The sequence below is a fragment of the Neisseria sp. P0004.S004 genome (assembly GCF_051963335.1).
Classification (GTDB): Bacteria; Pseudomonadota; Gammaproteobacteria; order Burkholderiales; family Neisseriaceae; genus Neisseria.
In genome coordinates, this window is sequence record NZ_JBQCUK010000003.1 from 153,610 (window position 1) to 166,992 (window position 13,383).

Sequence of the window (13,383 nt, forward strand, 5' to 3'; positions counted from 1 at the left end):
ATTATCAAAAAATTTAACCTGCCTAAAAGGCCGTCTGAAAAATTAATCCCCTGTTTTTAATAACAATTTTTTGACATTGTTATTAAGAATCCATTGCATTATTCAAAAACATTTACATTCGTTAACCATAAATAAAAGCAAATAATCCAACAAAATCAATCAAATTTAATTATGAATTATTCTCAACTGCTTTTGCCTCATTTTTTTGAATCATCCACTCCGTCAACATTTAGGAATCGTGCTATAATTACCAGTTATCTTTTTTTTAAGCACCTAGCTGAAACACATAAATCATCATGAAACAAATCCGCAATATTGCCATCATCGCCCACGTCGACCATGGCAAAACCACATTAGTTGACCAATTGCTGCGTCAGTCCGGTACATTCCGTTCCAACCAGCAAGTCGAAGAACGCGTCATGGACAGCAACGATCTTGAAAAAGAACGCGGCATTACCATTCTCGCTAAAAATACCGCCATCGAATATGAAGGCTACCATATCAACATCGTAGATACCCCGGGACACGCCGATTTTGGTGGCGAAGTGGAACGTGTATTGGGCATGGTCGACTGTGTCGTACTGTTGGTTGACGCACAAGAAGGCCCTATGCCGCAAACCCGTTTCGTGACCAAAAAAGCCTTGGCTTTGGGTCTGAAACCGATCGTCGTCATTAATAAAATCGACAAACCGTCTGCCCGTCCAAGCTGGGTTATCGACCAAACATTCGAATTGTTCGATAGCTTAGGTGCAACAGACGAACAATTGGACTTCCCTATCGTTTATGCTTCCGGCCTCTCCGGCTTTGCCAAATTGGAAGAAACCGACGAGAGCAACGATATGCGTCCTCTGTTTGAGACCATCTTAAAACACACGCCTGCACCAAGCGGCAGCGCGGACGAAACGTTGCAACTGCAAATTTCCCAACTGGACTACGACAACTACACCGGCCGCCTCGGTATCGGCCGCATCCTGAACGGCCGCATCAAACCCGGCCAAGTCGTTGCCGTCATGAATCATGAAGAACAAGTCGCCCAAGGCCGAATCAATCAGCTGTTGGGCTTCCAAGGCTTGGAACGCGTACCTTTGGAAGAAGCTGAGGCCGGCGACATCGTGATTATTTCCGGTATTGAAGACATCGGTATCGGCGTAACCATTACCGACAAAGACAACCCCAAAGGCTTGCCGATGTTGAGCGTGGACGAGCCGACACTGACCATGGACTTTATGGTCAATACTTCTCCTTTGGCCGGTACTGAAGGCAAATTCGTAACTTCCCGCCAAATCCGCGACCGCCTGCAAAAAGAATTGCTGACCAACGTTGCCCTGCGTGTTGAAGACACTGCCGATGCCGATGTCTTCCGCGTTTCCGGCCGCGGTGAATTGCACTTGACCATTTTGCTGGAAAACATGCGCCGCGAAGGCTTTGAATTGGCAGTCGGCAAACCGCGCGTGGTATTCCGTGAAATTGACGGTCAAAAATGCGAGCCTTACGAAAATCTGACTGTGGACGTACCGGATGAAAACCAAGGCGCGGTCATGGAAGAACTTGGCCGCCGCCGCGGCGAATTGACCAATATGGAAAGCGACGGTAACGGTCGTACACGTTTGGAATACCATATTCCTGCACGCGGCCTGATCGGTTTCCAAGGTGAATTTATGACCTTGACCCGCGGTACCGGCTTGATGAGCCACGTTTTTGACGACTATGCTCCGGTTAAACCTGATATGCCCGGCCGACACAATGGCGTATTGGTTTCTCAAGAGCAAGGTGAAGCCGTTGCTTACGCCCTGTGGAACTTGGAAGACCGCGGCCGTATGTTCGTTTCTCCAAACGATAAAGTCTACGAAGGCATGATTATCGGTATCCACAGCCGTGATAACGACTTGGTGGTAAACCCTCTGAAAGGTAAAAAACTGACCAACATCCGTGCCAGCGGTACTGATGAAGCCGTCCGCCTGACCACGCCTATCAAATTGACTTTGGAAGGCGCAGTTGAGTTTATCGACGATGACGAACTGGTTGAAATCACGCCACAATCCATCCGTCTGCGCAAACGCTACCTGAGCGAGTTGGAACGCCGACGCCATTTCAAAAAACTGGACTAATCCTGTTTGATTGACATGCTTTAAAATCAAGGCCGTCTGAAAAGTGTTTTGGAAATCCTAGATTTCACTTTTACACTTTCAGACGGCCTTTTATGATTTGCTCAAATAAAATAAATCGGCATTTCTTCCGCCTGCACCGCCGCTTCATCAGGTCGGTCATTTTTACGATATTGTCCCGGCGATATCCCATATTGCTTTTTAAATGCCTTACCAAAATGCGTTTCTGATTGAAAACCGACCGAAAGCGCAACCGATAAAACCGAATCCGCCGTCTGTTTCAACAATAACGCCCCCTGCTGTAAGCGGATACTGTTTACAAAAGCATGCGGGCTTGTTCCCGTCTGCTGTTTAAATACCCGCATCAATTGGGCGCGGGACAAATTGGCCATCGCAGTCATTTTCTCAATATTCCATTCTTCTTCCGGTTTTTCGACGACTGCCTGAAGCAAATTCCGCAAACGTTTATCCTGCCAACCATTCAGCAAACCGCTTAATTGCGCTTCCTCATTTTTCTCCAAACAGGCACGAAGCAGAAATACCAGCAACACCGAAGCCAATGCATTCACAACCGCTACCGAGCCGGATAAAGCCTGACTGCTCTCATATTGCAATAAGGTCACCAAATACTGCAAAGACGGATGGTTAATGTTCAATAAAACGGTATCAGGCAGTCCCGTCATCATATCCGCCTGCGCTTCATATTCAAACCGTGCGCAAAAAAGATGCAAAGCCGCCTCCCCACCGGCATGACTTTGCTTGACTTTAAATGCACCATTCTCAGCCGTCAGCACGCGAACACCGAAATTTTCACAACTGCTGTCGCTGCTCAAAGTATGCCCAACGCTGCGCGGGAAGAAAATAATATCCCCCGCACTCAGCAGCCTGGCCTCTTGCTCCCCATCAATTCGGATATAGCCCGAACCGGCAGTTACGATATGCACCAAACCATGCGCACGCTTGGGCTCATGCCGCACATACCACTCCCCTTGAAACAGGCACTGAACATCCACACTGCCCTTTATCTGCGCCAATTCGACCAATCTATCTAAAATATCCATAGTGTTTTTTACCAATAAATGAGATGTTTTGACGATTTTATTCGTCTGATTATTGCAATAATACACACACCAAACACAAACGGATAGGATTTTTTGATTCTTATCCAAATACATCAAGAAAGGAAATATCATGTTTAAAGATTGGCCTGAACACACAGCCTTGGTAAAAAAATCATTCGGCGAATTGGGCAAAAGCCATCCTAAAATGCTGCAAGCCTACGGCGCGCTGGAACAAGCAGCCGCCGCCGAAGCACTGGATGCCAAAACACGCGAACTGATCGCCATTGCCGTTGCCATTACCACACGTTGCGAAAGCTGCATCAGCGTGCACGCAGCCGCCGCTGCCAAAGCAGGGGCAACCGACAGCGAAATCGCCGGCGCATTGGCCACCGCTATTTCTCTAAACGCAGGTGCTGCTTATACATATGCTTTGCGCGCCTTAGAAGCAGTAGAAACCCAACGCTAATCAGCTTGTAAAATCAGGCCGTCTGAAAGACAACTCCCCTTTCAGACGGCCTGATGAAATGCTAAACTGATATAGTTATTATATTATTTTCTATCTAACAGGAGATTGAATCATGAAGAAACTGCTGACCGCCGTACTTTTTGCCGCCACTGTTGCAACTCCTTTGGCCGCTTCCGCTGCCTCTATGCCTAAAGTTGAAAAAAGTGCGGCTCAACCTGTAAAAGCAAAAGGCGTTTGGATTGATGTCCGCTCTGCCGAAGAATTCAAAGAAGGCCATTTGCAAGGTGCGCTCAATATTCCGCACGACCAAATCGTTGAACGCATCAAATCCGTCAGCCCGGATAAAAACGCACCGATCAACCTCTACTGCCGCAGCGGCCGCCGAGCAGAAGCCGCGCTGACCGAACTGAAAAAAGCCGGTTACACTAACGTAACCAACCATGGCGGTTATGAAGATTTGGTGAAAAAAGGTTTGAAATAAATCTAGTTGATTTTAAAAAGGCCGTCTGAAATTTTTCAGACGGCCTTTATTGCCATTACAAACAGCAACTTCCAAATCTCAAACGTTTGCTGAGACCGGTTTCGTGAATCAATTGTTTGATAACCAAAATATTGGTGTTATCAGCCAACGCGCGAATGCTGTGCGCCTCCATCGGCTCAAGACGGATAACTTGCAAGCCTTCGGTCTGCAAAACTTGATCCACCGTTTTGATTTCGGCTTTGCCGTTTAAAACCAAAAGCAAAATAATCGCATCCGTCTCATATGCCGGAATTTCATTATACTTCTGCAGTGAAAGCTGAACAATCTCCTGATTGCCGTCTGAAGCAATCACGCCGCCCAATAAAGCTTTGGGGTCTAATTCATAATGTTTCATTATTATCCTTTCCGCCCAAACGTTGCCGATTCATGGACAATCGCTCAAGCAAACCAGTACAATACCGTCCATCTTACCGATAGACACAATATTGTCACATGAACATATTAATCTCAAACGACGATGGTTATCTTGCGCCCGGTTTGGCTGTTTTGGCAAGAGTGTGCGCAGAATTTGCCAATGTCAGGGTGGTTGCGCCCGAACGCGATCGTAGCGGCGTCAGCAATTCCCTGACTTTAGACCGTCCTTTACAACTCAAACAGGCGGAAAACGGATTTTACTATGTTAACGGTACTCCGACCGACTGCATTCATGTCGGCCAGCATGCCCTTGCCGACTTCAAACCCGACTTAGTCTTGTCCGGCATTAACAACGGCGCGAACATGGGCGACGATACGCTTTATTCCGGTACGGTTGCCGCCGCGACGGAAGCCTACCTGATGGGCATTCCCGCCATTGCTTTCTCACTTGCCGACTCCAGCGGCCGTTATTGGGAAACTGCGGAAAAAGCCGCTTGGATACTGCTTTCCTACTTTCTCAAACGCCCTATTTCCGAACCCATCTTATGGAACATCAATATCCCTGCCGTTGCACCTGAGGATATCCAAGGCATAAAAATTACACGGCTCGGCCGCCGTCATCATGAACAAAGCATTGTTCCCATGTATAATCCACGTGGCGAACAAATTTATTGGATTGGACCGGTCGGCGATGTTTCCGACAGCGAAGAAGGTACCGACTTTGGCGAATGCGCGTCCGGCTTCATCACGATTACCCCGCTGCAAGTCGATTTGACTGCCTACGGACAAATGGAGCAAACCGCTTCCTTTTGGTCAGAAATCCTGCGCCTTAACAGTCCCTAACAGCCGAACACTTGAGAAACAAGCATATTTTTATTATGATATGCCTCGACGAGAACAATTACCCGAATACGAAAGTCATTAACATGTTGAAAAAAAGTGTATCTTATGCCGGATCGGCAGCTTTGGTTTTATTACTTGCAGCCTGTGCCAGCCAACAACCGGCTCCTGTAGTCGTCGGCACACAAAGCGGTGGGTCAACAACAAGTTCTACCGCTGATAATCCTTACGGTGCAGCGCCTTACAATACCAACACCAGCCCAGCGGCAGATGCGCCATACACTCCGCCGGCAAATACACCTACTCCAACGTACAACAGCGGCAGCACCGGCACTTACACGCCTTCTTATGCGCCTGTTGATATCAATGCAGCGACACATACTGTTGTTCGTGGCGATACCGTTTACAACATCTCCAAGCGCTACAACATTACCCAAGACAATCTGCGTGCATGGAATAACCTGGCCGACAACACCATCAGCATTGGTCAAACCCTGCGCGTGAAACCTGAAGGCTACGTTGCACCTGCAGCTTCTGCAAGCAAACCTTCTACTCCAACAACTACAACCACTGCTCCGGCTCCTAGCACGCCTGCAAATACACCAACCGTATCTACCGGCAGCAGCCGCAACGTCAGCGGCATCACATGGCAACGTCCGACTACCGGTAACGTTATCGCCAACTTCGGCGGCAGCAATAAAGGTGTAGATATCGCCGGTGCGCAAGGCCAGCCTGTTGTTGCAGCCGCAGACGGTAAAGTCGTTTACGCAGGCTCAGGCTTGCGCGGTTACGGCAACTTGGTCATCATCCAACACAACTCCTCATTCTTGAGCGCGTACGGCCACAACCAACGCCTGCTGGTTAATGAAAACCAAACCGTGAAACGCGGCCAGACCATTGCCCACATGGGTAATACCGATGCATCCCGTACCCAGTTGCACTTTGAAATCCGTCAAAACGGCAAACCGGTCAATCCGGCAAATTATGTTGCCTTCTAAGCTGATTCAAGCAACCTAATTTCAATTCAATCCCTGCCTAAATGTCATTTAGGTAGGGATTGTTTGTACCGGTTTCCCATGAAATTTCATCTTCCTCTTCTTTATTCCCTGCTATTAGGCGGTTGCGCCGTGTTTTTGCCATCACTGGACGAACGCACCCAAAGCAGTTATCTTGACATCCCTTCAACGCCGCGACTGGACAGCGCCTTAGGTATTCCTTCTATTCCCTCCAAGGCCGATGTTTCCCATATCTATCTGCTGAACGATGCCCATGAAGCCTTTGTCGCCCGTGCCGCCCTGATTGAATCCGCCGACCATACCCTCGATTTGCAGTACTATATCTGGCACAACGACATCTCCGGCAAGCTTCTCTTCAACCTGATTCATCGCGCGGCCGAACGCGGCGTCCGTGTGCGTTTGCTTCTGGACGACAACAACACCAACGGCATGGATGATCTCCTTCTGGCACTCGACAATCATCCCAATATCGAAGTCCGTCTGTTTAATCCCTTTATTTTCAGAAAATGGCGTGCACTCGGCTACGTTGCCGACTTCCCGCGACTTAACCGCCGAATGCACAACAAATCCTTTACCGCCGACAACCGTGCCACCATTTTGGGCGGACGCAATATCGGCGACGAATATTTTAAGGTTAACGACGATACCATCTTTGCCGACCTCGATATCCTCGCCACAGGCCGCGTCGTAACCGAAGTTTCCCAAGACTTCGACCGCTATTGGGCAAGCCATTCCGCTTATAACGCAACCAGCATCATCAAACGAGGAAACCTGCAAAAAGGATTGGCAGAGCTTGATTACACCGACCAAGATAAAAATCAAACGCTCATCCGCTACCGTCAAAGCATCGAACACTCCAACCTCTATCAAAAAATGCAGAGCAACCTTATGGAGTGGCAAAGTGTCAGCACACGCCTGATCAGCGATGACCCGGCTAAAGGCTTAGACCGCGACCGGCACAAACCGCCTATTTCCGAACGCCTGCAAGACGCCCTCAAGCAACCTGAAAAAAGCGTTTACCTTGTCTCCCCTTATTTTGTGCCCACAAAATCTGGCGTTAAGGCCATAGAAAAACTGATACACAACGGCGTGGACGTTACCGTCCTGACCAACTCCCTCCAAGCGACCGATGTTGCCGCCGTCCATTCCGGCTACGTCAAATACCGCAAGCCCTTGCTCAAAGCCGGGGTCAAACTATACGAACTCCAACCCAATCATGCCGTTCCGACCACCAAAGACCGCGGCTTGACCGGTAGCTCCGCCACCAGCTTGCACGCCAAAACATTCATCGTGGATGAAAAACGCATTTTCATCGGCTCATTCAACCTTGACCCACGTTCCGCACGGCTCAATACCGAAATGGGTGTCGTCATCGAAAGTCCCGAAATCGCAGGCCAAATGCAGCGCACCCTCGTTACGACCACCCCAAACTACGCCTATCAGGTAACGCTTGGCAATTACAATAAACTATACTGGTATGACCCAAGTGAAAAACGAACTTATGCACAAGAACCAGAAGCCAAATTCTGGAAACGGGTTACTTCAAAAATCCTGTCCATCCTGCCCATAGAAGGATTATTATAGAGGCCGTCTGAAAACATAAATCATGCGGCCGGAGGAATTCATCATGTCTCGACTCATCTGCAAAACCCTATTTGTTTGTACTGCCGGCCTATTGTTGGCCTCTTGCGGCACTACCGGCAAACACAAATCCCAAAAGCCGCAAACAACCGCCAGAAAAGTCCAACCTGTCCGCATTTCCCATATCGACCGCACCCAAGGTTCGCAGGAATTGATGCTTCACAGCATGGGTCTGATCGGCACGCCCTACAAATGGGGCGGCAGTACCACAGCCACAGGCTTTGACTGCAGCGGCATGATCCAATTCGTCTATAAAAACGCCCTCAACGTCAACCTGCCACGCACCGCACGCGATATGGCCGCCGCCAGCCGTAAAATTTCCGATGACAAATTAAAAGCCGGCGATCTGGTCTTTTTCAATACCGGCGGCGCACACAAGTATTCCCATGTCGGCCTCTACATCGGCAACGGCGAATTCATCCACGCCCCCAGCAGCGGCAAAACCATCAAAACCGAAAAACTTTCCACCCCGTTTTACGCCAAAAACTATTTGGGCGCACATACCTTTTTTACTGAATAAATCAAGGCCGTCTGAAAGGTATCGCAACATCATCGATACCTTTCAACCTATTGCTGATGAATGAAACTTGGTTACAAGATAGGCCTGTGCAAAAATTTATCCATAACAAAACACCATCAAGGAAATATCATGCACACAGAATCCGTTCTAACCCTCCTCAAAACCCTGCAAAACCAAATCTGCGCCGCTCTGGAGCAAGAAGATGGCGAAGCCGAATTTGTGCATGAAGCATGGACGGGGAAACTGGGCATCGGCGAAACACGCGTATTGAAAAACGGCGCAGTATTCGAGCAGGCCGGTGTGAATTTTTCGCATGTAAAGGGAACAAAAATGCCGGCTTCTGCTACGGCCCATCGTCCGGAATTGGCAGGCGCGGCGTTTGAAGCCATGGGCGTGTCGCTGGTCATTCATCCGAAAAATCCTTATGTTCCGACCAGCCATGCCAATGTGCGCTTTTTTATTGCCTATCCTGAAAATGCCGAGCCGGTTTCGTGGTTTGGCGGCGGCTTTGATTTGACGCCGTTTTATCCTTTTGAAGAAGATATCGTGCATTGGCACACAGTGGCGCGGGACGTATGCGCGCCATTTGGCGAATCGGTTTATCCTGAATTCAAACAATGGTGTGACGAATATTTTTATTTGAAACACCGTAACGAAACACGAGGCGTGGGCGGCCTGTTTTTTGACGATTTAAACCGCTGGGATTTCGATACCTGCTTGAATTTTATCAAGGCAGTCGGGGAAGGCTATATCGCAGCGTATCTGCCGATTGTGGCAAAACGCAAAAACACGCCTTATGGAGAACGTGAACGCGATTTCCAACTCTACCGTCGCGGACGCTATGTGGAATTTAACTTGGTTTGGGACAGAGGCACGCTGTTCGGCCTGCAAAGCGGCGGCCGTACGGAAAGCATTTTGATGTCCATGCCGCCTTTGGTACGCTTCGAGTATCAATATGTGCCGGAAGAAGGTTCACCCGAAGCACGCCTCAATCAATTCCTCATACCGCGCAACTGGCTGGAAGAAGCCGGCAGATAGTTTTACCTATCAAAGGCCGTCTGAAAAGCGATTCTCACTGGTTGAGACTACCTTTTCAGACGGCCTTTGCTTCAATTGCTTTGAATTTGCATACCTTTGCCTATTGCGCTGTTTCATCTCTATAGAGTTTTTGAGACAATGCGCCCATATAAAAATCACCTCACAAACCACACTAAAAAGGAATAATCGGTGAAACGCATTTTCTTATTTATCGCGACCAATATTGCAGTTCTGGTTGTCATCCGTGTTATTTTGGCCATCTTGGGCATCAACAGTACCGACCAAGTCGGCAGCCTGTTGGCTTATTCCGCAGTCGTCGGCTTCAGCGGCTCGATTGTCTCCCTGCTGATGTCAAAAACCATCGCCAAACATTCGGTTGGAGCCGTCGTCATCGACCAGCCCCAAAGCGAAGAAGAAGCTTGGCTGTTGGCAACTGTTGAAGCGCAAGCCCGCCAATGGAATCTGAAAACGCCGGAAGTAGCCATTTACGACTCGCCCGAGCCTAACGCCTTCGCAACCGGCGCAACCAAAAACAGCTCGCTCGTCGCCGTCAGCACCGGCCTGCTCGACCACATGACCCGCGATGAAGTCGAAGCCGTTTTGGCGCATGAAATGGCGCACGTCGGTAACGGCGATATGGTAACGCTGACGCTCATTCAAGGTATTGTGAATACTTTTGTTGTCTTCTTGGCGCGTATCGTTTCCAGCATGGTGGCGCGCAACAATGACGGCAGCACTTCGCAAGGTACATATTTCATGGTCAGCATGGTATTACAGGTTGTATTCGGCTTCCTTGCCAGCATCATCGTGATGTGGTTCAGCCGCCAACGCGAATATCGCGCTGATGCGGGCGCTGCAAAACTGGTGGGCGCGCCGAAAATGATTGCCGCCCTGCAACGCTTGAAAGGCAACCCCAGCGATTTGCCGCAAACCATGACGGCAATGGGCATTGCCAGCGAAGCCAAAGATTCTTGGTTCAGCACCCATCCTTCTTTGGACAACCGCATCAACCGTTTGAAAAACCGCTAATCGAAAAACATCAAGGCCGTCTGAAACATCCATTTCAGACGGCCTTTTTTTATTTCTTCATCAAAGCCCGTTTGATGATAATCATCCAGTCTTTCTTATCTAACAGCGGCCGCTGGTTAAACACGTCATATTTGCAACCGTCCAGTTTCTGCAAAATCAACTGGCCGCCGACAATAATCATGCGCAACTCAAAACCGATTCGTCCTTTGAGGGTTTTGCCCAACGGCGAACCGGCCTTCAGTATTTGAAAGGCACGTTGACACTCGTGTGCCATCAGTCGTTGAAAAGCAAAGTCGGCTTTGCCGGCCGCAATCTGTTCTTCGCTGACTTTGAACTTCTGCAAATCTTCCTGAGGGATGTACACGCGCCCTTTCTGCCAATCTACCGCTACGTCCTGCCAAAAATTAATCAGCTGCAAGGCAGTGCAAATGCCGTCGCTTTGCGCCATGCTCACTTCATCGGTTTGTCCGTACAAATGCAGCATAATGCGCCCCACCGGATTGGCGGACAAACGGCAATAGGCAATCAATTCGCCAAAGTTTTCATAACGGGTTTTGACCACATCCTGACTGAACGCCGCCAGCAAATCATAAAACGGCTGCAACGGTAATTGAAACGGCACAATCGCTTCGTTGTACAAACGCTGCATCAAAGCTGTTTGCGGTTTCCCACCTTGTGCAATGCGATCTAACTCTGCCTTCAGTTCGTCCAGTTGGCGCAGGCGTTCGGCTGCTTCGGCATTGCCTTCGTCGGCAATATCGTCCGCCGTCCGCGCAAAAGTATAAACGGCATGAACCGGCTTGCGCAAACGGCGCGGCAGCACAATGGAGCCGACAGGGAAGTTTTCGTAATGATTGACTGACATGGGAAATCCGAAAATTTTAAATAGAATGTTTTTGCTGACAGGCCGTCTGAAATTCAGACGGCCTTACGTTTGGCCGCAAAGAAATCCTGCAATACGTTTTGGCATTCTTCTGCCAATATGCCGCCCAAAATTGCAGTATGCTTGTTCAGACGTTTGTCGGCAAACAAATCGACCACGCTGCCTGCCGCACCGGTTTTAGCTTCGGCCGCACCATAAATCACACGCCCGACCCGTGCCTGTATCAAAGCAGATGCGCACATGGAGCAAGGCTCTAATGTGATGTATACGTCGCAATCTTCCAAACGGTAGTTTTGCAAGGCCTTACCAGCGGCGGAAAGCGCATTGATTTCGGCATGGTGGCTGACATTGTGGTCACCAATGCAGGTATTATGTGCCGCAGCGATTGCTTCGCCTTGATATACGATGACTGCGCCAACGGGCACTTCACCCAAGGCCGCCGATTGTCTGGCCTGTTCTATCGCCAGCCGCATAAAGGTTTCCATATCGTTTTGCGAAGGAAAAACGGCAACAGGCGGATGGTTTTTCAAGGTCTTGCCCAGCTCCGTCTTTCTCTCCTCGGAAATATGCCGGACATCCACTCCTGAAACTAACGCATCCAGTTGCCACAAGGTGCTTTTGGTTACGGTCAAACCAGATGCTTTCAGCAATAGAAATGCGCGGACTGCGCCGATTTCCTGTAAATCTTCCAGTGAACAAATACCCAATTCTTTTAATGCGGCCAACGTCTTAGGCGCAAGTGGTGGCGTAGTCAGCATGGATTATTCCTGAAAATGCTGACGCACCAAGGCTAAGGCCGTCTGAACATAATCACTGTCTGCGTAAGGATCTAACGTGTGCGCCAAAGGAATTTTCCGCAGCCAGGTCAACTGGCGTTTGGCAAGCTGGCGTGTGGCGACAATGCCTTTTTCGACAAAGGTGTCATAATCGGTTTCGCCTTCGAGATAATCCCAAGCCTGACGGTAGCCCACGCAGCGCATAGACGGCATATCGGCATGCAGCTGCGGATAATCGCGGCGTAAGACGTGCATTTCATCTAGGAAACCCTGCTCCAGCATACTTAAAAAGCGTTTTTCGATTTGCTGGTGTAACAAATGACGGTCTTCGGGAATCAGGGCAACCGTGCATAAATCCAATAAAGGCGCAGCCTGCTTCTGCTCTGTGAAATGTTCGCTCAAAGGCTTGCCGGTCAGAAGATAGACTTCCAAAGCGCGTTCAATACGCTGGCTGTCATTGGCTTTCAGACGGCCTGCCGTAATCGGGTCAACCTCCTGCAAACGGCGATACAGGCCTGCCAGACCGCGTTCGTTTTTTTCCGCCTGAAGCTGTGCGCGCACCTCCGCATCCGCGCCGGGTAAATCGTTCAAACCTTCCGTCAGCGCGTGGAAATACATCATCGTGCCTCCGACAATCAGCGGATAGCGTCCGCGCGTATGTATTTCATTCACCAAGCGCACGCAGTCGCCGACAAAATCCGCCGCGCTGTAACTTTCCAGCGGCGAGATAATATCAATCAAATGATGCGGTACGGCGGCAAGCTCTTCAGCAGTCGGCTTGGCCGTGCCGATGTCCATGCCGCGATACACCAGCGCGGAATCCAAACTGATGATTTCCACCGGCAACGATCGGGCAATATTTAAGGCCAGTGCGGTTTTACCGCCGGCGGTCGGGCCGAGTACGGCGAAGGCTTTGGGGGCGTTCATAAGAAAACGGAAAAATTAAAAATGCGATTATAGCAAACCCGGGCAAACCATATTTCAGGCCGTCTGAAACATTTGCTCTACATTATCAAAAGCGTTACACTTGCTGCGCCGTTTCAGACGGCCTTTTATATTGATTTCAAACCTGCTGCTGCCGTCATTGCGCCGGCAGTCAAGCCGTCAGCGACA

General features: G+C 49.5%; 14 protein-coding genes. 9 read left to right on the top strand and 5 right to left on the bottom strand.

Translation table 11 applies throughout. The features are described 5' to 3' along the window. Window positions 1–296 precede the first annotated feature (296 nt). The gene (typA, locus tag ACTHRY_RS03585; RefSeq protein WP_003746523.1) at window positions 297–2,108 is read left to right on the top strand and encodes a translational GTPase TypA; all 1,812 of its coding nucleotides are present in this window, start codon (window positions 297–299) and stop codon (window positions 2,106–2,108) included. A gap of 101 nt (window positions 2,109–2,209) precedes the next feature. Here the strand turns inward: typA and ACTHRY_RS03590 are convergent, their stop codons facing one another. Beyond that, a complete protein-coding gene (locus ACTHRY_RS03590; RefSeq protein ID WP_049322271.1) occupies window positions 2,210–3,166 on the bottom strand; it encodes an AraC family transcriptional regulator in 957 nt (318 codons plus the stop codon). Window positions 3,167–3,296: 130 nt separating this feature from the next. On the opposite strand from ACTHRY_RS03590, the gene ACTHRY_RS03595 reads away from it, so the two are divergent. Continuing rightward, on the top strand, window positions 3,297–3,632 hold the full coding sequence (locus tag ACTHRY_RS03595; RefSeq protein WP_036491029.1) for a carboxymuconolactone decarboxylase family protein: 336 nt from the start codon (window positions 3,297–3,299) through the stop codon (window positions 3,630–3,632). 184 nt (window positions 3,633–3,816) lie between these two features. Further along, window positions 3,817–4,113: a rhodanese-like domain-containing protein gene (locus ACTHRY_RS03600; protein WP_234398634.1), complete on the top strand. Its 297-nt coding sequence runs from the start codon at window positions 3,817–3,819 to the stop codon at window positions 4,111–4,113. A gap of 55 nt (window positions 4,114–4,168) precedes the next feature. On the opposite strand, the gene ACTHRY_RS03605 is transcribed toward ACTHRY_RS03600, so the two are convergent. Beyond that, complete coding sequence (locus ACTHRY_RS03605; RefSeq protein WP_049322263.1) at window positions 4,169–4,507, bottom strand: hypothetical protein; 339 nt, start codon at window positions 4,505–4,507, stop codon at window positions 4,169–4,171. Between the two features lie 98 nt (window positions 4,508–4,605). On the opposite strand from ACTHRY_RS03605, the gene surE reads away from it, so the two are divergent. From surE to htpX, 6 genes are all read left to right on the top strand, one after another. After that, window positions 4,606–5,370 carry a 5'/3'-nucleotidase SurE gene (gene surE, locus ACTHRY_RS03610; RefSeq protein WP_049322262.1) on the top strand — a complete coding sequence of 255 codons (765 nt, stop codon included), beginning with the start codon at window positions 4,606–4,608 and terminating at the stop codon, window positions 5,368–5,370. An 83-nt stretch (window positions 5,371–5,453) separates the two neighbouring features. Next, window positions 5,454–6,365, top strand: coding sequence for a peptidoglycan DD-metalloendopeptidase family protein (locus ACTHRY_RS03615; protein WP_440374058.1), 912 nt, complete (start codon window positions 5,454–5,456; stop codon window positions 6,363–6,365). A 78-nt stretch (window positions 6,366–6,443) separates the two neighbouring features. Then, complete coding sequence (locus ACTHRY_RS03620) at window positions 6,444–7,967, top strand: phospholipase D family protein (RefSeq protein ID WP_049322261.1); 1,524 nt, start codon at window positions 6,444–6,446, stop codon at window positions 7,965–7,967. Window positions 7,968–8,010: 43 nt separating this feature from the next. Further along, window positions 8,011–8,544, top strand: a complete 534-nt coding sequence (locus ACTHRY_RS03625) for a C40 family peptidase (protein ID WP_049322269.1) — start codon at window positions 8,011–8,013, stop codon at window positions 8,542–8,544. Window positions 8,545–8,673: 129 nt separating this feature from the next. Then, a complete protein-coding gene (gene hemF / locus ACTHRY_RS03630) occupies window positions 8,674–9,582 on the top strand; it encodes an oxygen-dependent coproporphyrinogen oxidase (RefSeq protein ID WP_049322260.1) in 909 nt (302 codons plus the stop codon). 189 nt (window positions 9,583–9,771) lie between these two features. Continuing rightward, complete coding sequence (gene htpX, locus ACTHRY_RS03635) at window positions 9,772–10,611, top strand: protease HtpX (protein ID WP_049322259.1); 840 nt, start codon at window positions 9,772–9,774, stop codon at window positions 10,609–10,611. 49 nt (window positions 10,612–10,660) lie between these two features. On the opposite strand, the gene hpnC is transcribed toward htpX, so the two are convergent. The 3 genes from hpnC to miaA are packed head-to-tail and all read right to left on the bottom strand — an operon-like array spanning window position 10,661 to window position 13,197. Continuing rightward, window positions 10,661–11,476: a squalene synthase HpnC gene (hpnC, locus tag ACTHRY_RS03640; RefSeq protein WP_049322257.1), complete on the bottom strand. Its 816-nt coding sequence runs from the start codon at window positions 11,474–11,476 to the stop codon at window positions 10,661–10,663. Window positions 11,477–11,529: 53 nt separating this feature from the next. Then, a complete protein-coding gene (tadA, locus tag ACTHRY_RS03645; RefSeq protein ID WP_049322256.1) occupies window positions 11,530–12,252 on the bottom strand; it encodes a tRNA adenosine(34) deaminase TadA in 723 nt (240 codons plus the stop codon). A gap of 3 nt (window positions 12,253–12,255) precedes the next feature. Beyond that, window positions 12,256–13,197: a tRNA (adenosine(37)-N6)-dimethylallyltransferase MiaA gene (miaA, locus tag ACTHRY_RS03650; RefSeq protein ID WP_049322254.1), complete on the bottom strand. Its 942-nt coding sequence runs from the start codon at window positions 13,195–13,197 to the stop codon at window positions 12,256–12,258. Window positions 13,198–13,383: the final 186 nt, after the last annotated feature.